Here is a 17,537-nt window from a genome sequence, read left to right as displayed (position 1 = left end):
GTGCGTGCGATCGCAAGGCGGAGGAGGGAGTCCATGCGGAGCATCGGCGACCGACGACGACTGGGGGCACCTCCCGTGCCCGAAGGGCTACGGGGAGAGCGTGCGTGCCAGGCGTCGCGAGCCCGGCAAGATCCGAAAGACACGGCCTAGGCCCCGGCCAAGATCCGCCGCCCAGGCCTTGGGGCGAAGTACCTGGTGGGAGGCGTGCTCCGCCTCGGGCAGGAGGCAGGCCCCGCCCCCCTCGTCCACTCGGAGGATCCCGCTCACTGTGTGCATTGCGGGCGCAACTTGGGGTGAGTTCGCTACGTGCCCGATGTGAGCCCGCGCATAGGACGCAGGTCACTTACGAACACCTTTAGTCGACGAGCAAAGAGCAGACGGGCGCTGTGGGGCATGGTCCCCGGCCGGTATCCGTGGGCGATGCACGGGCCCCTGATCCACTACCCGGCATCGTACGTCACACCTTTGCCACAGGTTTTTGCTGCCGCTAAGAATTGCATCCGTCGCCGCCGAAGCAGGCGCAGAGCCGCCACCGGCCTGAGCGACCCCCTGTCTATTCGAAGAGGTAGCCCTGCATGTCCGCGAACACCCCCGGCCACTATCGGCTGAAGAAGACCCACAAGGCCTCCATCGCCGGTGTCGCCGCCCTCGGTGCCGCCGCCCTCGCCCTCACCCTGGTCCCCGGCAACGACGCCGCCGCTGAGACCGAGCCCCAGGCGCTGGCCAACACGCAGCAGGTCGCCTGGGCGTACAACGCGAACAGCCCGCAGGCCAAGGCGCTGCACGCCAGCCTCACCGAGCAGCAGACCACCATCGGTCTGAAGGCGAAGCAGGAGCTCGAGGCGAAGGCCAAGGCCGCCGCCAAGGCGAAGGCCGACGCTCAGGCCCAGGCCGCCGCCAAGGCGAAGGCCGCGGCGAAGGCGAAGGCCGACGCGAAGAAGCGCGCCGACGCCAAGGCCGCCGCGAGCCGTGCCGCCGCCCGCCAGCCCGTTTTCGCGAACAACCTCGACGGCTGGATCCGTGAGGCGCTGTTCATCATGGACAAGCACAACATCCCGGGCACCTACGAGGGCATCCACCGCAACATCATGCGGGAGTCCAGCGGTAACCCCCGGGCGATCAACAACTGGGACATCAACGCCATCAACGGTGTCCCGTCGAAGGGCCTGCTGCAGGTCATCTACCCGACCTTCAAGGCCTACCACGTGCCGGGCACCAAGTTCGACCAGTACGACCCGGTCGCCAACATCGTCGCCGCCTGCAACTACGCGGCCGACCGCTACGGCTCCATGGACAACGTCAACAGCGCCTACTGACGGACGCTGCGCACATGCCGAAGGGCGGCACCCCACGCACGGGGTGCCGCCCTTCGGCGTCGTACGACCGCTGTTACTTGCGCATGACCTCGGGCTCGTGGCGGCGCAGCAGACGCGCCACCGCGATGCCGCAGATGATCCCGATGAGCACCAGGATCGTGAGGTTGAAGCCCCACTGGCCGACCGTGTGGTCCCACAGCGGGTCCAGGTTGGTCGGGTCCTTGTGGTCCCACGGCGGCATGAGGTGTCCGAGGTCGAGGGTCGAGCCCGCGGCGGCGATGGCCCAGCGCGAGGGCATCAGCCAGGCGAACTGCTCCAGGCCAGGGGAGCCGTACACCTGGAAGAGGATGCCGGTGAAGACGACCTGGACGATCGCGAACATGACGAGCAGCGGCATCGTCTTCTCGGCGGTCTTCACCAGCGAGGAGATGACCAGGCCGAACATCATCGAGGTGAAGCCGAGCGCGATGATCGTGACGCACAGCTCGACGGCCGGCGGCATGACCAGGCCCTCGGCGGGCAGGTCGCGGGTGGCGAAGCCGATGCCGCAGATGATGACGCCCTGGATGGCGGTGATCACGCCGAGGACGATGACCTTGGACATCAGGTACGCCGAGCGGGACAGGCCGGTGGCCCGCTCCCGTTCGTAGATGACCCGTTCCTTGATCAGCTCTCGTACGGAGTTGGCGGCGCCCGAGAAGCACATGCCGACCGCGAGGATGAGCATGATCGTGCCGGCGTCGCCGTTGAAGCGGGACGGCGGCCTGGGCGGCGCGAGGCCGAAGTCGGCGGGGATGACGACCGAGACCAGGCCGAGGACGGCCGGCAGGATCACCATCAGGCCCATGAAGCCCTTGTCGGACGCGATGACCGAGGAGTAGCGGCGGATCAGGGTCCACAGCTGGGAGCCCCAGCCCTGCGGCTTCGGCGGCCTGGCCATCGCGTGCTGCGGCATCTGGACGGGCTGGGCGGCGACGGCGTCGATGTCCGCGGCGTACATCTGGTAGTGCTGCGAGCCCTTCCAGCGGCCCGCCCAGTCGTAGTCGCGGTAGTTCTCGAAGGCGGAGAAGACGTCGGCCCAGGTGCTGTAGCCGAAGAAGTTCAGCGCTTCCTCCGGCGGGCCGAAGTAGGCCACCGAACCGCCGGGCGCCATCACGAGCAGCTTGTCGCAGAGGCCGAGCTCGGCCACCGAGTGCGTGACGACCAGAACCGTACGGCCGTCGTCGGCGAGGCCGCGGAGCAGCTGCATGACGTCGCGGTCCATGCCCGGGTCGAGGCCGGAGGTCGGCTCGTCCAGGAAGATCAGCGACGGCTTGGTGAGGAGCTCCAGGGCGACCGAGACGCGCTTGCGCTGGCCACCGGAGAGGGAGGTGACCTTCTTCTCCTTGTGGATGTCGAGCTTGAGCTCGCGCAGCACCTCGTCGATGCGGGCCTCGCGCTCGGCCTCGGCGGTGTCGCCGGGGAAGCGGAGCTTGGCGGCGTAGCGCAGCGCCTTCTGGACGGTCAGCTCCTTGTGCAGGATGTCGTCCTGCGGGACCAGACCGATGCGCTGGCGCAGCTCGGCGAACTGCTTGTAGAGGCTCCGGTTGTCGTAGAGGACGTCGCCCTCGTTGGCCGGGCGGTAGCCGGTGAGCGCCTTGAGCAGGGTCGACTTGCCGGAACCGGACGGGCCGATCACGCCGATCAGCGACTTCTCGGGGACGCCGAAGGTGACGTCCTTGAGGATCTGCTTGCCGCCGTCGACGGTGACGGTGAGGTGGCGGGCCGAGAAGGAGACCTCACCGGTGTCGACGAACTCCTCGAGCTGGCCGCCGACCATCCGGAAGGTCGAGTGGCCGACGCCGACGATGTCGTTGGGGCCGATGAGGGCGGTGCCGCCCTTGGCGATCGGCTGACCGTTGACGTACGTGCCGTTGTGGGAGCCGAGGTCGCGGATCTCGAAACGGCCGTCGGGGGTGGCGTGGAACTCGGCGTGGTGGCGCGAGACCTGAAGGTCGGAGACGACCAGCTCGTTCTCGAGCGCACGACCGATGCGCATGACGTGGCCGAGGGCCAGCTGGTGGAACGTGGTGGGGCTGCGGTCGCCGTAGACCGGCGGCGCGCCCGCGGCTCCGCCGCCCTGGCCCGGCACCTTCTGTGCCAACTGCTCGACGGGGCCGCCCTGCTGCTGCGGGAACTGCGGGGCCTGCGGGTGCGGGGTCTGCGCGTGCGGCTGGGCCGGTGCGGGCTGCTGCTGCCAGCCCTGCTGCTGCGGCCGGCCCTGGTGGCCGGCCCACTCCGCCTGCGCCGCGGCCTGGTGGGCGGGCGCGGCCTGCGCCGGTGCCTGCTGCTGGGCGGCCTGGGCGCCGGCGGCGAGATTCAGCCGCGGCCCGTCGGTCGCGTTGCCGAGGTGCACCGCGGAGCCGGGCCCGATCTCCATCTGGTGGATCCGCTGGCCCTGTACGAAGGTGCCGTTGGTCGAGCCGTGGTCCTCGATGACCCAACTGCGGCCGCCCCAGCTGATGGTGGCGTGTCGCCACGAGACCCGGGCGTCGTCGATCACGAGGTCGCCCTGCGGATCGCGGCCGAGGGTGTACGACCTGGACGGATCGAGAGTCCAGGTCCTTCCGTTCAATTCCAGTACGAGTTCTGGCACTCCATGCCCCACTACTTGTCCCCCGATGTACCCCCTGTCGCAGGGAGTCCAGGGATGGCGAACATCCGGGGGGAACTATTTCAGGCCGGGTCCCGTATCCGAAAGTCGGGCGGGGTGAAGACCGTGCAGAGGCGCGTGCGCGGCCTCCACGAATGGGGCAGCGCGTGAGGAACCCGGCGTCCCGTGCGCGTCGGGAGTCGGGGCGCGAGGGCGGCGGCGGGGCGGGGCCGGGTCTGCGGCGTTACCGTGACAGAGGAGGGGACCAGTCGGGTGTCCGGTACGCGGGACGGGGAGGCTGGTGGCACCCGGTGCCCGATACGGTGGAACCACCATGAGCGCATCGCAGACCTCAGACGTTCCCACCCTTCTCGTCAAGATCTTCGGGAAGGACCGTCCCGGGATCACCGCCGGGCTCTTCGACACCCTCGCCGCCTACTCCGTCGACGTCGTGGACATCGAGCAGGTCGTGTCCCGCGGCCGCCTCGTCCTGTGCGCGCTCGTGACCGAGCCGACCGTCGCCTCCCAGGGGGAGCTGCGGGCCACCGTGCACAGCTGGGCCGAGTCGCTGAAGCTTCAGGCCGAGATCATCTCCGGCACCGGTGACAACCGTCCGCGCGGTAGTGGGCGTTCCCACGTCACCGTGCTCGGGCACCCGCTGACGGCCGAGGCGACGGCCGCCATAGCGGCCAGGATCACCGAGACCGGCGGCAACATCGACCGGATCTTCCGCCTCGCGAAGTATCCGGTGACGGCGGTCGAGTTCGCGGTCTCGGGCTGTGAGACCGAGCCGCTGCGCACCGCGCTCGCCCCGCAGGCGCACCACATCGGCGTGGACGTGGCGGTCGTCTCCGCCGGGCTGCACCGCCGCGCCCAGCGTCTGGTGGTGATGGACGTCGACTCGACGCTCATCCAGGACGAGGTCATCGAGCTGTTCGCGGCCCACGCGGGCTGCGAGGACAAGGTGGCCGAGGTCACCGAGGCGGCGATGCGCGGCGAGCTGGACTTCGAGCAGTCGCTCCACGCGCGGGTGGCGCTGCTGGCCGGGCTCGACGCCTCCGTGGTGGACAAGGTCCGTGCCGAGGTACGGCTCACTCCCGGTGCCCGCACCCTCATCCGTACACTCAAGCGGCTCGGCTACCAGGTCGGTGTCGTCTCGGGCGGGTTCACCCAGGTCACGGATGACCTCAAGGAGCGGCTGGGGCTCGACTTCGCCTCGGCCAACACCCTGGAGATCGTGGACGGCAAGCTCACCGGCCGGGTCACGGGCGAGATCGTCGACCGGGCGGGCAAGGCGCGGCTCCTGCGCCGGTTCGCCCTGGAGGCCGGGGTGCCGCTGGCGCAGACCGTGGCGATCGGCGACGGCGCCAACGATCTGGACATGCTGAACGCGGCCGGACTGGGGGTGGCGTTCAACGCCAAGCCGGTCGTCCGCAAGGCGGCCCACACCGCCGTGAACGTGCCCTTCCTCGACACCGTGCTCTATCTGCTCGGGATCACCCGCGAGGAGGTCGAGGCGGCGGACGGCGGCGAGGACCTGCTGCACTGACCACGCCTGTGCCACGCCTCGGGCGGAGGGCCCGGTCGCCGAGGGGTGACCGGGCCCTTGTCGTGCCGTACGCGCGGTACGGAGATCGGTGGTACGGGGTCAGTCGTGCGGGGCCCAGTACTCGAGCAGGGTACCCACGCCGTGCTCGACGGACTTCCATGAGCCGTCGAAGCCGACGACGGCGAAGGCGGCGGTCGGGAAACCGCCCCGGTTCATGCGGGCTCGCGTGTCGCCCTCGGCCGAGCCCGCGAGGGCGTCGGAGAGCGCGTGCATCCCGGGGTTGTGCCCGATGACGAGAAGGTCGTTCACGTCCTCGGGCGTCTCGTTGAGCAGGGCGATGAGTTCGCCGAGCGAGGCTTCGTACAGTCGCTCCTCGTACACGGTCCTGGGGCGGTGCGGGAGCTCGTGCACGGCCAGTTTCCAGGTCTCGCGGGTTCTGACGGCGGTCGAACAGAGGGCCAGATCGAAGGAGATCCCGGTCTCGGCGATCCTGCGGCCGGCCACGGGGGCGTCCGTGCGGCCGCGTTCGGCGAGCGGTCGCTCGTGATCGGACACCTGGGGCCAGTCGGCCTTGGCGTGCCGGAGCAGCACGATCCTGCGGGGTGTATCGACGCTCATGCGCTCCAGCTTCCCATGAAACGGCTCACGTCGACTCAGAGTGAGAGCGTTTGCTGGATCCGCTCCAGGACGTGTCCGACCGCCGGATCGCCGCCGATGGCGTGGGCCTTCCCGGGGCCCGCTATGAGCAGGAAGAGGACGATGAACGCGGCCACGGGGAGGGCGAGGGCCCACCAGGGCAGCCGGGTGTCGAGGCCGGCCGCCGTGCTCCGGGTGCTGGGGTGCGTACGGGCCGACATGGCCGCCTCCGTGGAAAGGGTGATCCGCTGCGATGTCTCCAACGTACGGACCGGGGGCGGGCGGGCCCATCCGGTGATCCACCCACTTCACCCTGAGAGTCACCCCCTAGGGGGAGGGGGGTTGTCCCCACCCTCCCCCGTCTCAGGGTGAGGCGATCGAGGCGACGACGGCGATGAGGACCGTGATGCCGAGCATCGCGCCGAGCACGATGAGGAGCTTCTTCTGGCCGTTCTGGGGATTCGGGTCGAGCACTGGCATGGGCCCAGTCTCGCATCTCAGCATTCGTCCTCGACCGTCCGGTCCCTCCCGGCGAGGATGCCGACGACCATCTGGGGGAGCATCAGCCCGGCCATCAGCGCGATGGGCAGGCCCCAGCCGCCGCTGTGCTGGTAGAGGACGCCGACGAGGAGGGGGCCCGGGATGGAGAGGAGATAGCCGACGCTCTGGGCGAAGGCGGAGAGCCGGACCACGCCGGCGCCGGTGCGCGAGCGCATGCCGATCATGGTGAGGGCGAGCGGGAAGGCGCAGTTGGAGACGCCGAGGAGCACGGCCCAGACCCACGCGCCCTCGGCGGGCGCGAGGTAGAGGCCGGTGTAGCCGCCGAGGCCGCACAGGCCCAGGGCGACGGCGATCGGGCCCTGGTTCTTGAGCCGGCCGGCGAGGCGGGGGATGACGAAGGCGAGCGGTACGCCCATCACCATCGTGACGGCGAGGAGGACACCGGCCGTGCCGGCCGGGACGCCCGCGTCGCGGAAGATCTGCGGCATCCAGCCCATCGTGATGTACGCGCCGGTGGCCTGGAGGCCGAAGAAGACACCGAGGGCCCAGGCGGTGCGGCTGCGGGTGATCCGGAGAGGCGGGGCCTGCTGAGCCGCTCCGGACTGGGCGGGGACGCGAGCGGCCGGCCCACCCGTGCCGCGGTCGCGCAGCAGGGGGATCCAGGGCAGGACGGCGAGGGCGGCGAGACCCGCCCAGACGCCGAGGCCGGTGCGCCAACTGCCGCCTATGGCCTGGGTCATGGGCACGGTCGCGGCGGCGGCCAGGGAGGTGCCCATGGCGAGGGCCATGGAGTACAGGCCGGTCATGGTGCCGATGCGGTCGGGGAAGTACCGCTTCACGATGACCGGCATCAGGACGTTGCTGACGGCGATGCCCATGAGAGCGAGGGCGCTGGCGGCGAGGAAGCCGGCGGTGCCGGTGGCGAAGGGGCGTACGGCGAGGCCGGCGAAGATCGCGGCCATGCCGGCGCAGACGACGGCGGTGGGGCCGAAGCGGCGGGCGAGCCGCGGGGCGGTGATGCCGAAGATCGCGAAGCAGAGCGGGGGCACGGAGGTGAGGACGCCGGCCACGCTGCCGCTCATGTGGAGACCGTCGCGGACCTCTTCGAGGAGGGCGCCGAGGCTGGTGATGGCGGGGCGGAGGTTGAGGGCCGCGAGGACGAGCCCGACGACGACGAGCCGGGTGATCCACAGGGCGGGCCTGTCCGGTACGGAAGAACCCCCTCCGGTGGTGGCCGGTGAGGAGGCGCGGGCCGGTGCTGCGGGTGTCGTGAGGGTCTGCGGCTCGTCAGGCATGGAGCCATCATAGAATCATGGGATGATTGGTTGTCCAATCCGGAACCATATTGGAAGGTGCGTCATGGCGCTCGGCTCTCCCCGGCGGTCCGGGCTCTCCGATCAGGTGATCACCGAGCTGCGGAACCAGATCACCTCCGGCGAGTGGCCGGTCGGATCACGGATTCCGACCGAGCCGGAACTGGTCGAGCAACTGGGCGTGGCCCGCAACACCGTCCGGGAGGCGGTCCGCGCGCTCGCGCACAACGGCCTTCTCGACATCCGGCAGGGCTCCGGCACCTACGTGGTCGCGACGAGCGAGCTGGCGGGGGTCATGCACCGGCGGTTCGCCGGCTCCGACCCGCGGCACATCGCGGAGCTGCGCTCGACGCTGGAGTCCGCGGCGGCCCGGTTCGCGGCGGGGCGGCGCACGGAGCGGGACATGAAGCAGCTGGACGCGCTGCTGGCCGGGCGCGAGGAGGCCTGGGCGTCGGGCGACGCGGAGCGGTTCGTGACGGCGGACGCGGCGTTCCACCACGCGGTCGTGGTGGCCTCGCACAACGACGTCCTCACCGAGCTCTACGCCGATCTCGGGCACGTACTGCGGGAGTGGCTGCGCGACGACGTGGGGCAGGAGCTGCGGCCGGAGCACCACATGGACCACGCGCGCCTGGTGGAGGCGATCCGGGACGGCGAGGCGGAGACCGCGGCGGCGGAGGCAGCCGGGTACCCGTTCATGTGCCTCCGGCGCCCTGGGCCCGCCCAGGGGTCTCGACCGGCTGATGGGTGATCCAGGCGGCGCGGACCTCCTTCCAGCAGCGACCGGTCACCTGGGCGAAGGCGGTCGGGGCGACGTCGACGGGGGCGCTGTCGGTGTCCACGTCCCACCAGCGTGCGCACTCGATGTGCAGCCGGACGCGGTCGGTGTCCGGGAAGGGGTTGTGGCAGTACGCGGTGACGCGCGAGCCCTGGACGACGGCACGGCACGAGGCCCCGAAGGTGTCGGGCTGTTCGGCGACGGTGACCGCGAACGGGTCCTCGGTCGGGGCGGGGGCGGCGCGGACCTCGGCGGCGACGGCGAGCCCGGTGAACAGTGCGGCGGCCGAGACGAACGCGGCGGCCCTGCGGTGCGGCGCGCGCATATCCGTACCTCCTCCCCACCCGTAGCCGGAATGTCACGCTCTGACCCAGTCTGAGGTGATCCGTCGGACTTTTCGACTCGGGAGGGGAGCCGTCCCACGACGAAGGCCGGGTGCCCGCCCCCCGAGGGGCGGGCACCCGGCCTTCGTCACGGCTGTCGAGCCGCAGCGTGCAGGCGTTACGCGCCGATGGCGTGCAGACCACCGTCGACGTGGACGATCTCACCGGTCGTCTTCGGGAACCAGTCGGACAGGAGCGCGACGACGCCCTTGCCGGCCGGCTCCGGGTCGGCCAGGTTCCACTCCAGCGGGGACCGGCTGTCCCAGACCGCGGCGAGCTCCGAGAATCCGGGGATCGACTTCGCGGCCATCGAGCCGATCGGACCCGCCGAGATCAGGTTGCAGCGGATGTTCTGCTTGCCCAGGTCACGGGCCATGTAGCGGCTCGTGGCCTCCAGGGCGGCCTTGGCCGGGCCCATCCAGTCGTACTGCGGCCAGGCGTACTGCGCGTCGAAGGTGAGGCCGACGACGGAGCCGCCCTCGGTCATCAGCGGCAGCAGCGACGTCGTCAGCGACTTCAGGGAGAAGGCGGAGACGTGCATGGCCGTGGCGACGGACTCGAACGGCGTGTTGAGGAAGTTGCCGCCGAGCGCGTCCTGCGGGGCGAAGCCGATCGAGTGGACGATGCCGTCGAGTCGGTCGCCGAGGTGCTCGCGGACCTGGCCCTCCAGGCGCGCGAGGTGCTCGTCGTTGGAGACGTCGAGCTCCAGGACCTTCACGTTCTCGGGCTTGGGGAGCTTCTTGGCGATGCGCTCGGTCAGCGTGGGCCGCGGCCAGGCGGTGAGGATGATCTCCGCGCCCTGCTCCTGCGCCAGCTTCGCGGTGTGGAAGGCGATGGAGGACTCCATCAGCACACCGGTGATCAGGATGCGCTTGCCCTCGAGGATTCCGCCAGTGTTCGTCATAGGTGTCAGTGCCCCATGCCCAATCCGCCGTCAACCGGGATGACGGCTCCAGTGATGTACGAAGCGTCGTCGGAGGCCAGGAACTTCACCGTGGCGGCGATCTCCTCGGGCTGCGCGTAGCGGCCCAGCGGCACCTGGGACACGATGCCCTTGCGCTGCTCCTCGGTGAGCACCTTGGTCATGTCGGTGTCGACAAAGCCGGGCGCGACGACATTGAACGTGATGTTGCGCGAGCCGAGCTCGCGGGCCAGGGAACGGGCGAAGCCGACCAGGCCGGCCTTGGAGGCGGCGTAGTTGGCCTGTCCCGCCGAGCCGAGGAGTCCGACGACCGAGGAGATCAGGACGACGCGGCCCTTCTTGGCGCGCAGCATGCCGCGGTTGGCACGCTTGACGACCCGGAAGGTGCCGGTGAGGTTGGTGTCGAGGACGGAGGTGAAGTCCTCCTCGGACATGCGCATGAGGAGCTGGTCCTTGGTGACGCCGGCGTTGGCCACCAGCACCTCCACCGGACCGTGCTTCTCCTCGATCTCCTTGTACGCCTGCTCCACCTGCTCGGCGTCGGTGATGTCGCACTTGACGGCCAGGAAGCCGGCCGGCGGCTCTCCGGACCGGTACGTGACCGCGACCTTGTCGCCGGCCTCGGCGAACGCGCGGGCGATGGCGAGGCCGATGCCCCGGTTTCCTCCGGTGACGAGAACCGAGCGGCTCAACGGATCACCCTTTCGATAGCGGTGTGGTACGCCGAAAACCTATCGGTCCAGCCCCTTGCGCGAAGAATCGGGCCCTGACAGTGGCTTCCGCATGCCACTGTCGGGTCCCTACAGAAACCTCTGGGCATCACGGCCGAAAGCGCGACATGATCGGGGGCGACCGGTCTCACACGACAGGAGACATTCGTGCCTCATTCCATCGACGCGGCCTTCACGGCACTGCCGCTGCGGGCGCTCGCCGACGCGGCGCTCGCACGCGCGCGTGCACTCGGCTCCGAGCATGCCGACTTCCGCCTGGAGCGGGTCCGCAGCGCCTCCTGGCGGCTGCGGGACGCCAAACCCTCCGGTTCCTCGGACATCACGGACCTCGGCTACGCGGTGCGGGTGGTGCACGGCGGGGCCTGGGGGTTCGCCTCCGGGGTGGATCTGACCATGGACGGGGCCGCGCGGGTCGCCTCGCAGGCGGTCGCCATGGCGAAGCTCTCCGCGAAGGTCATCGCGGCGGCCGGGTCGGACGAGCATGTGGAGCTCGCCGAGGAGCCGGTGCACGCCGAGAAGACCTGGATCTCCTCGTACGAGATCAACCCCTTCGACGTCCCCGACGCCGACAAGAGCGCGCTGCTCGCCGACTGGAGCGACCGGCTGCTGCGGGCGGAGGGGGTGGCGCACGTGGACGCGTCGCTGCTGACCGTCCACGAGAACAAGTTCTACGCGGACACGGCGGGGACCGTCACCACCCAGCAGCGCGTCCGGCTGCACCCCCAGCTGACGGCCGTCGCGGTCGACGAGACGACCGGCGAGTTCGACTCGATGCGGACGATCGCGCCGCCGGTCGGCCGGGGCTGGGAGTATCTGACCGGCACCGGCTGGGACTGGGACACGGAGCTGGAGCGGATCCCCGAGCTGCTCGCCGAGAAGATGCGGGCGCCGAGCGTGCGGCCGGGGACGTACGACCTGGTCGTCGACCCGTCGAACCTCTGGCTGACCATCCACGAGTCGATCGGCCACGCCACCGAGCTGGACCGGGCACTGGGGTACGAGGCGGCGTACGCCGGGACCTCGTTCGCCACCTTCGACCAGCTGGGGAAGCTGGCGTACGGCTCGTCGATCATGAACGTGACCGGTGACCGCACCGCCGAGCACGGGCTCGCGACGATCGGGTACGACGACGAGGGCGTCGAGGCGCAGAGCTGGGACCTGGTGAAGGACGGCACGCTCGTCGGCTACCAGCTGGACCGGCGGATCGCGAAGCTCACGGGGCTCGGCCGGTCGAACGGCTGCGCCTTCGCCGACTCCCCCGGGCACGTGCCGGTGCAGCGGATGGCGAACGTCTCGCTCCAGCCGGATCCGGGCGGGCTCTCCACGGAGGATCTGATCGGGGGTGTCGAGCGCGGTATCTACGTGGTCGGCGACCGGTCGTGGTCGATCGACATGCAGCGCTACAACTTCCAGTTCACCGGGCAGCGCTTCTTCCGCATCGAGAACGGCCGGCTGGCCGGACAGCTGCGGGACGTCGCGTACCAGGCGACGACGACGGAGTTCTGGGGCTCGATGGAGCAGGTCGGCGGCCCTCAGACGTACGTCCTGGGCGGCGCGTTCAACTGCGGGAAGGCGCAGCCGGGCCAGGTCGCGGCGGTCTCGCACGGCTGTCCCTCGGCTCTCTTCCGCGGAGTCAACATTCTGAACACCACGCAGGAGGCCGGTCGATGAGCCCCGTCAGCAAGCCGTACGAGATCGTCGAGCGGGCCCTTGAGCTGTCCCGTGCCGACGGGTGTGTCGTGATCGCCGACGAGGAGTCCTCCGCCAATCTGCGCTGGGCCGGCAACGCGCTGACCACCAACGGCGTCACCCGCGGGCGGACGCTCACCGTCATCGCGACCGTCGACGGCGCGCAGGGCACCGCGTCCGGCGTCGTCTCGCGGTCCGCCGTGACCGTCGACGACCTGGAGCCGCTGGTGCGGGCCGCCGAGGCCGCCGCCCGGGGCGCCGGGCCCGCCGAGGACGCGCAGCCACTGGTGGAGGGCATCGACGCGTCCCCGGACTTCACGGACGCGCCGGCCGAGACGACCTCCGCCGTCTTCACGGACTTCGCGCCCGCTCTCGGCGAGGCCTTCGCCCGCGCCCGGGCCGGCGGCCGTGAGCTGTACGGATTCGCCCACCACCAGATGACCTCGACGTACCTCGGTACGTCGACGGGGCTCCGGCTGCGGCACGACCAGCCCAACGGCACCCTGGAGCTCAACGCCAAGTCCCCCGACCGCTCGCGCTCCGCGTGGGCCGGGCGCGCGACGCGGGACTTCAAGGACGTCGACCCGGCGGCGCTCGACGCCGACCTGGCGAAGCGGCTGGGCTGGGCGGAGCGCAGGATCGAGCTGCCCGCCGGGCGGTACGAGACGCTGCTGCCGCCGACGGCCGTGGCCGATCTGCTGATCTACCAGCTGTGGTCCTCGACGGCCCGGGACGCGGTGGAGGGCCGTACGGTCTTCTCCAAGCCGGGCGGAGGGACCCGTCTCGGCGAGACGCTCTCCCCGCTGCCGCTGACCCTGCGCAGCGATCCGAAAGAGCCCGGTCTGGAGTCCGCGCCGTTCGTCATCGCGCACTCCTCGAGCGACGACTCCTCCGTCTTCGACAACGGTCTGCCGGTCTCGCACACCGACTGGGTACGGGAGGGCCGGCTGGAGCACCTGATCACCACACGCCACACGGCGGGGCTCACCCGGCTGCCGCTGGCGCCCGGGGCCGGGAACCTGATCCTGGAGGGCGGCGGCGAGCGCTCGCTGGACGAGATGGTCGCCGCGACCGAGCGCGGGCTGCTGTTGACCTGCCTCTGGTACATCCGCGAGGTCGACCCGGCCACGCTGCTGCTGACCGGGCTGACCCGGGACGGGGTCTACCTGGTCGAGAACGGCGAGGTGGTCGGCGAGGTGAACAACTTCCGGTTCAACGAGTCGCCGGTGGACCTGCTGTCGCGGGCCTCGGAGGCGGGGCGGACGGAGAAGACGCTGCCGCGCGAGTGGGGCGACTGGTTCACCAGGGCGGCGATGCCGGCGCTGCGGGTGCCGGACTTCAACATGAGCTCGGTCAGCAAGGGGGTCTGACCCCCATAGACTGAGTGAGGCATGACCCCCATCGACCCGAGGAGACGGACGACCGTGACGGACATCGTCGACGAGCTGAAGTGGCGTGGGCTCTTCGCCCAGTCCACTGACGAGGACGCATTGCGCAAGGCTCTCGCGGACGGTCCCGTCACGTTCTATTGCGGTTTCGACCCGACCGCGGCCAGTCTCCACGTCGGCCACCTGGTCCAGGTGCTCACCGTCCGCCGGCTCCAGCAGGCCGGTCACCGGCCGCTGGCGCTCGTCGGCGGGGCCACCGGGCAGATCGGTGACCCGCGGCCGACGGCCGAGCGCACCCTGAACGACCCGGAGACGGTCGCGAACTGGGTGAGCCGGCTGCGGAGCCAGATCGAGCCGTTCCTCTCCTTCGAGGGGGAGAACGCCGCGGTCATGGTGAACAACCTGGACTGGACCGCGGGGCTCTCCGCGATCGAGTTCCTCCGGGACATCGGCAAGCACTTCCGGGTCAACAAGATGCTGACCAAGGACTCGGTCGCCCGGCGCCTGGAGTCCGAGCAGGGCATCAGCTACACCGAGTTCAGCTACCAGCTGCTGCAGGGCATGGACTTCCTGGAGCTGTACCGCCGCTACGGCTGTGTGCTGCAGCAGGGCGGCAGCGACCAGTGGGGCAACCTCACGGCCGGCCTGGACCTCATCCACCGGCTGGAGCCGGACGCGGTCGTGCACGCGCTGGCGACGCCGCTGATGACGAAGGCGGACGGCACCAAGTTCGGCAAGACCGAGGGCGGGGCCGTCTGGCTGGACCCGGAGATGACGACGCCGTACGCGTTCTACCAGTTCTGGCTGAACGTGGACGACCGGGACATCTCGAAGTACATGCGGATCCTGTCCTTCAAGTCCGTCGCGGAGCTGGAGGAGCTGGAGAAGGTCACGGCCGAGCGGCCGCAGGCCCGTACGGCTCAGCGGGCCCTCGCGGAGGAGCTGACGACGCTGGTGCACGGCGCCGAGCAGTGCGCGGCCGTCATCAACGCCTCGAAGGCGCTGTTCGGGCAGGGCGACCTGGCCGAGCTCGACGAGGCCACCCTGGCCGCGGCGCTGTCGGAGCTGCCCCACGCGCGCGTGGCGGAGCTCGGCCAGGTCGTGGACCTGTTCACCGAGGTCGGTCTGGCGCCGAGCAGGTCGGCCGCACGCCGGACGGTGAAGGAGGGCGGGGCCTACGTGAACAACGTGAAGGTCACCGCCGAGGACGCCGAGGTGTCGGCGGACGAGCTGCTGCACGGCCGCTGGCTGGTGCTGCGCCGGGGCAAGAAGAACCTGGCGGCGATCGAGGTCGGCGCCTAGGGAGCGTCCGGCCCTGATCCGCGGACAGGACCGAGGCCTGTCCGGCCCCGATCCGCCGGACACCGGTCCTCGGGCCGGCGCCCCGGAGACGACATGGGCACGAGGGCGGCCCGGTACACGCCGAACGCGTGTGCCGGGCCGCCGTCGTGCGTGCGGCGTCACGCGCGCCGTTTGTTGCCTCTGATCGAGGCCCACAGCATGTCGCCCACACCCACGACGGCCACCGCGCCGATGAGCTGGAGCAGATGGCGTGTCCAGTCGATGCCCTTGGTGTCGTTGACCCCGATCCAGGTCGAGACGGCATTGCCGAGAACACTGCCGAGAATGCCGAAAACGGTCGTCAGCCACAGGGGGATCTGCTGCTTCCCGGGAATGATCGCTTTGGCGATCAGACCGAGGACCAGACCCACGATGATTGCCCACAACCAACTCATGGTCGCCTCCTCATGCGGCGCATTTTGCGCATGTCCGCCCAGTCTCGGCCTGTCGGCAGTACCACGCATGTCGGGCTGATCCATACGTGCCCCGGCCACCGAAGGGCCAGGTGGCGGGCGTACCGTGGAGATGAGGTCCGGACCGGGGAGAGTCCGGCGCGAGCGCCGGGTGGTGGTGTGCAATGCGTAAGCATGGTGAGACCGAGGTCTTCCGGATCACCGGGGCCCGTCAGGGGCTGGCCGACGACGTGCGCGGCCGGCAGCGGCGCTATGTGATCTCGATGTCCGTACGCACGCTGGCCGTCATCGCGGCCGCGGTCCTGTGGAACGTCGAGCGGCATGTGGCCATCGTGGCCCTGGTGCTGGGCGGACTGCTCCCCTACATCTCCGTGGTGATCGCCAACGCCGGCCGGGAGCGCGCGCCGTCCCTGCCGCCCACCTTCGTGCCGGCGCCGACGCGGCCCGCGATCGGACCTGCGGAGAGTCCCACGGAAGCGCCTACGGACCGCTCGCAGCAGCAGAGTTGATCATTAATGGGCTCGAAAAGCTCAAGAAAAGCTCAGATCAATCATGAAGTTCCGGTGCACCACACCCCGCTCCCCGTGACATACTTCCTACGCGCTCCGCATCCCCCGTCGGAGCGACGGACCGATGCCGGGCAGCTCCCCCCGTGGCTGCTCGGCATCGCCCTTGTTGGACAATGTTCCGGTGATCAATCCGGTGAGTGACGAGACCCCGATCTGCTCCGCCAAGGGCTGCCGCGTCGCCGCGGTGTGGGTGCTGGCCTGGAACAATCCCAAGCTGCACACGCCGGAGCGCCGCAAGACGTGGCTCGCCTGCGAGGAGCACCGCGAGCATCTCTCCCAGTTCCTCGGCGTACGAGGGTTCCTCAAGGATGTCGTGCCGCTGGCCGAGTGGGACTCGGCCGGCGAGGGCCCGGGAGCCGGGGGCTCAGCCGCCGATCGCTGACATGGGGCGCTCCGGCTGCAGGAAGCTCGGGTCGTCGAGACCCGAACCGGCCTTCTTCCCCCACATCGCCAGCTTCCAGATCCGGGCGATCTCGGCGTCCGAACCGTCCGGGCCCTCCGACCGCAGCGCGGCGCGCAGGTCGGTCTCCTCGGTGGCGAACAGACAGGTGCGCACCTGACCGTCGGCGGTGAGCCGGGTCCGGTCGCAGGCCCGGCAGAACGGGCGGGTGACGGAGGCGATGACGCCGACCGTGTGCGGGCCGCCGTCGACGACCCAGCGCTCGGCGGGCGCCGATCCCCGCTCCTCCGCGCCCTCGGGGGTGAGCGTGAAGCGGGTGCGCAGCGACTCCAGGATGTCCCCGGCGGTGATCATTCCGTCGCGCTTCCAGCCGTGCTGGGCGTCGAGCGGCATCTGCTCGATGAAGCGCAGTTCGTACGCGTTCTCCACAGCCCAGGCCAGCAGGTCGGGGGCCTCGTCGTCGTTGAGGCCGGGCATCAGGACGGCGTTGACCTTGACGGGGGTGAGCCCGGCGTCACGGGCGGCGGCCATGCCGTCCAGGACGTCGTGATGACGGTCGCGACGGGTCAGGGTCTTGAAGACCTCGGGCCGCAGCGTGTCGAGGGAGACGTTGACCCGGTCGAGCCCGGCGGCCTTCAGGGCGGCGGCCGTGCGCTTGAGCCCGATGCCGTTGGTGGTGAGGGACATCTTGGGGCGGGGCTCCAGGGCCGCGCAGCGCTCGATGATGCCGACGAGACCGGGGCGGAGCAGCGGCTCTCCGCCGGTGAAGCGGACCTCGGTGATGCCGAGGTCGGTGACCGCGATCCGTATCAGCCGGACTATCTCGTCGTCGGTCAGCAGATCGGGCTTGGCGAGCCACTGCAGGCCCTCCTCGGGCATGCAGTACGTGCAGCGCAGATTGCACCGGTCCGTGAGCGAGACACGCAGGTCCGTGGCCACACGGCCGTAGGTGTCGATGAGCACTGTGGGCCCCCTC

General features: G+C 70.3%; 18 protein-coding genes. 8 read left to right on the top strand and 10 right to left on the bottom strand.

Annotated elements, in window-relative coordinates:
• Positions 1–575 precede the first annotated feature (575 nt).
• Complete coding sequence (locus tag ABZY12_RS15140) at positions 576–1,316, top strand: transglycosylase SLT domain-containing protein (RefSeq protein WP_356890209.1); 741 nt, start codon at positions 576–578, stop codon at positions 1,314–1,316.
• A gap of 73 nt (positions 1,317–1,389) precedes the next feature.
• Here ABZY12_RS15140 and ABZY12_RS15135 read toward each other — a convergent pair whose 3' ends face one another.
• The gene (locus tag ABZY12_RS15135; RefSeq protein ID WP_356890207.1) at positions 1,390–3,951 is read right to left on the bottom strand and encodes an FHA domain-containing protein; all 2,562 of its coding nucleotides are present in this window, start codon (positions 3,949–3,951) and stop codon (positions 1,390–1,392) included.
• Positions 3,952–4,282: 331 nt separating this feature from the next.
• Here ABZY12_RS15135 and serB point away from each other — a divergent pair, with 331 nt between their 5' ends.
• The gene (serB, locus tag ABZY12_RS15130) at positions 4,283–5,497 is read left to right on the top strand and encodes a phosphoserine phosphatase SerB (RefSeq protein ID WP_356890205.1); all 1,215 of its coding nucleotides are present in this window, start codon (positions 4,283–4,285) and stop codon (positions 5,495–5,497) included.
• 99 nt (positions 5,498–5,596) lie between these two features.
• On the opposite strand, the gene ABZY12_RS15125 is transcribed toward serB, so the two are convergent.
• The 4 genes from ABZY12_RS15125 to ABZY12_RS15110 form a co-directional block, all read right to left on the bottom strand.
• Positions 5,597–6,115 (bottom strand): histidine phosphatase family protein, encoded by a 519-nt coding sequence (locus tag ABZY12_RS15125; RefSeq protein WP_356890203.1) that lies wholly within the window; start codon positions 6,113–6,115, stop codon positions 5,597–5,599.
• 35 nt (positions 6,116–6,150) lie between these two features.
• A complete protein-coding gene (locus ABZY12_RS15120) occupies positions 6,151–6,354 on the bottom strand; it encodes a hypothetical protein (protein WP_356890225.1) in 204 nt (67 codons plus the stop codon).
• 142 nt (positions 6,355–6,496) lie between these two features.
• Complete coding sequence (locus ABZY12_RS15115) at positions 6,497–6,613, bottom strand: SGM_5486 family transporter-associated protein (RefSeq protein ID WP_356890201.1); 117 nt, start codon at positions 6,611–6,613, stop codon at positions 6,497–6,499.
• 17 nt (positions 6,614–6,630) lie between these two features.
• The gene (locus ABZY12_RS15110; protein WP_356890199.1) at positions 6,631–7,929 is read right to left on the bottom strand and encodes an MFS transporter; all 1,299 of its coding nucleotides are present in this window, start codon (positions 7,927–7,929) and stop codon (positions 6,631–6,633) included.
• Positions 7,930–7,993: 64 nt separating this feature from the next.
• Here ABZY12_RS15110 and ABZY12_RS15105 point away from each other — a divergent pair, with 64 nt between their 5' ends.
• A complete protein-coding gene (locus ABZY12_RS15105) occupies positions 7,994–8,698 on the top strand; it encodes a FadR/GntR family transcriptional regulator (RefSeq protein WP_356890197.1) in 705 nt (234 codons plus the stop codon).
• On the opposite strand, the gene ABZY12_RS15100 is transcribed toward ABZY12_RS15105, so the two are convergent.
• From ABZY12_RS15100 to fabG, 3 genes are all read right to left on the bottom strand, one after another.
• Positions 8,643–9,050 carry a hypothetical protein gene (locus ABZY12_RS15100; protein WP_356890195.1) on the bottom strand — a complete coding sequence of 136 codons (408 nt, stop codon included), beginning with the start codon at positions 9,048–9,050 and terminating at the stop codon, positions 8,643–8,645. The two genes, ABZY12_RS15105 and ABZY12_RS15100, sit on opposite strands and share 56 nt — an antisense overlap.
• 176 nt (positions 9,051–9,226) lie before the next feature.
• Positions 9,227–10,012 carry an enoyl-ACP reductase FabI gene (gene fabI / locus ABZY12_RS15095; RefSeq protein WP_356890193.1) on the bottom strand — a complete coding sequence of 262 codons (786 nt, stop codon included), beginning with the start codon at positions 10,010–10,012 and terminating at the stop codon, positions 9,227–9,229.
• Between the two features lie 5 nt (positions 10,013–10,017).
• Positions 10,018–10,722, bottom strand: coding sequence for a 3-oxoacyl-[acyl-carrier-protein] reductase (gene fabG, locus ABZY12_RS15090; protein WP_356890191.1), 705 nt, complete (start codon positions 10,720–10,722; stop codon positions 10,018–10,020).
• A 186-nt stretch (positions 10,723–10,908) separates the two neighbouring features.
• On the opposite strand from fabG, the gene ABZY12_RS15085 reads away from it, so the two are divergent.
• The 3 genes from ABZY12_RS15085 to tyrS are packed head-to-tail and all read left to right on the top strand — an operon-like array spanning position 10,909 to position 15,140.
• Complete coding sequence (locus ABZY12_RS15085) at positions 10,909–12,432, top strand: TldD/PmbA family protein (protein ID WP_356890189.1); 1,524 nt, start codon at positions 10,909–10,911, stop codon at positions 12,430–12,432.
• Complete coding sequence (locus ABZY12_RS15080) at positions 12,429–13,820, top strand: metallopeptidase TldD-related protein (protein WP_356890187.1); 1,392 nt, start codon at positions 12,429–12,431, stop codon at positions 13,818–13,820. The genes ABZY12_RS15085 and ABZY12_RS15080 overlap by 4 nt, the downstream gene beginning before the upstream one ends.
• Positions 13,821–13,874: 54 nt before the next feature.
• On the top strand, positions 13,875–15,140 hold the full coding sequence (gene tyrS, locus ABZY12_RS15075) for a tyrosine--tRNA ligase (protein WP_356890223.1): 1,266 nt from the start codon (positions 13,875–13,877) through the stop codon (positions 15,138–15,140).
• A gap of 158 nt (positions 15,141–15,298) precedes the next feature.
• Here tyrS and ABZY12_RS15070 read toward each other — a convergent pair whose 3' ends face one another.
• A complete protein-coding gene (locus ABZY12_RS15070) occupies positions 15,299–15,574 on the bottom strand; it encodes a GlsB/YeaQ/YmgE family stress response membrane protein (protein WP_356890185.1) in 276 nt (91 codons plus the stop codon).
• Between the two features lie 182 nt (positions 15,575–15,756).
• Here ABZY12_RS15070 and ABZY12_RS15065 point away from each other — a divergent pair, with 182 nt between their 5' ends.
• Together ABZY12_RS15065 and ABZY12_RS15060 are read left to right on the top strand one after the other, a co-directional pair.
• A complete protein-coding gene (locus ABZY12_RS15065) occupies positions 15,757–16,101 on the top strand; it encodes a DUF3099 domain-containing protein (RefSeq protein WP_356890183.1) in 345 nt (114 codons plus the stop codon).
• Between the two features lie 181 nt (positions 16,102–16,282).
• Positions 16,283–16,543 (top strand): hypothetical protein, encoded by a 261-nt coding sequence (locus ABZY12_RS15060; protein WP_356890181.1) that lies wholly within the window; start codon positions 16,283–16,285, stop codon positions 16,541–16,543.
• Here the strand turns inward: ABZY12_RS15060 and moaA are convergent.
• Positions 16,526–17,524, bottom strand: a complete 999-nt coding sequence (gene moaA, locus ABZY12_RS15055; RefSeq protein WP_356890179.1) for a GTP 3',8-cyclase MoaA — start codon at positions 17,522–17,524, stop codon at positions 16,526–16,528. The two genes, ABZY12_RS15060 and moaA, sit on opposite strands and share 18 nt — an antisense overlap.
• Between the last annotated feature and the right edge of the window lie 13 nt (positions 17,525–17,537).

The organism is Streptomyces sp. NPDC006551, from assembly GCF_040611675.1.
Classification (GTDB): Bacteria; Actinomycetota; Actinomycetes; order Streptomycetales; family Streptomycetaceae; genus Streptomyces.
This window is presented reverse-complemented; position numbering and strand designations above follow the sequence as displayed.

Excerpts from the sequence above, each read along its gene's own strand:
- ABZY12_RS15140 (WP_356890209.1), top strand. The coding sequence starts at position 576 with ATGTCCGCGAACACCCCCGGCCACTATCGGCTGAAGAAGACCCACAAG.
- serB (WP_356890205.1), top strand. The coding sequence starts at position 4,283 with ATGAGCGCATCGCAGACCTCAGACGTTCCCACCCTTCTCGTCAAGATC.
- ABZY12_RS15125 (WP_356890203.1), bottom strand. The coding sequence starts at position 6,115 with ATGAGCGTCGATACACCCCGCAGGATCGTGCTGCTCCGGCACGCCAAG.
- ABZY12_RS15120 (WP_356890225.1), bottom strand. The coding sequence starts at position 6,354 with ATGTCGGCCCGTACGCACCCCAGCACCCGGAGCACGGCGGCCGGCCTC.
- ABZY12_RS15115 (WP_356890201.1), bottom strand. The coding sequence starts at position 6,613 with ATGCCAGTGCTCGACCCGAATCCCCAGAACGGCCAGAAGAAGCTCCTC.
- ABZY12_RS15110 (WP_356890199.1), bottom strand. The coding sequence starts at position 7,929 with ATGCCTGACGAGCCGCAGACCCTCACGACACCCGCAGCACCGGCCCGC.
- ABZY12_RS15105 (WP_356890197.1), top strand. The coding sequence starts at position 7,994 with ATGGCGCTCGGCTCTCCCCGGCGGTCCGGGCTCTCCGATCAGGTGATC.
- ABZY12_RS15100 (WP_356890195.1), bottom strand. The coding sequence starts at position 9,050 with ATGCGCGCGCCGCACCGCAGGGCCGCCGCGTTCGTCTCGGCCGCCGCA.
- fabI (WP_356890193.1), bottom strand. The coding sequence starts at position 10,012 with ATGACGAACACTGGCGGAATCCTCGAGGGCAAGCGCATCCTGATCACC.
- ABZY12_RS15080 (WP_356890187.1), top strand. The coding sequence starts at position 12,429 with ATGAGCCCCGTCAGCAAGCCGTACGAGATCGTCGAGCGGGCCCTTGAG.
- ABZY12_RS15070 (WP_356890185.1), bottom strand. The coding sequence starts at position 15,574 with ATGAGTTGGTTGTGGGCAATCATCGTGGGTCTGGTCCTCGGTCTGATC.
- ABZY12_RS15065 (WP_356890183.1), top strand. The coding sequence starts at position 15,757 with ATGCGTAAGCATGGTGAGACCGAGGTCTTCCGGATCACCGGGGCCCGT.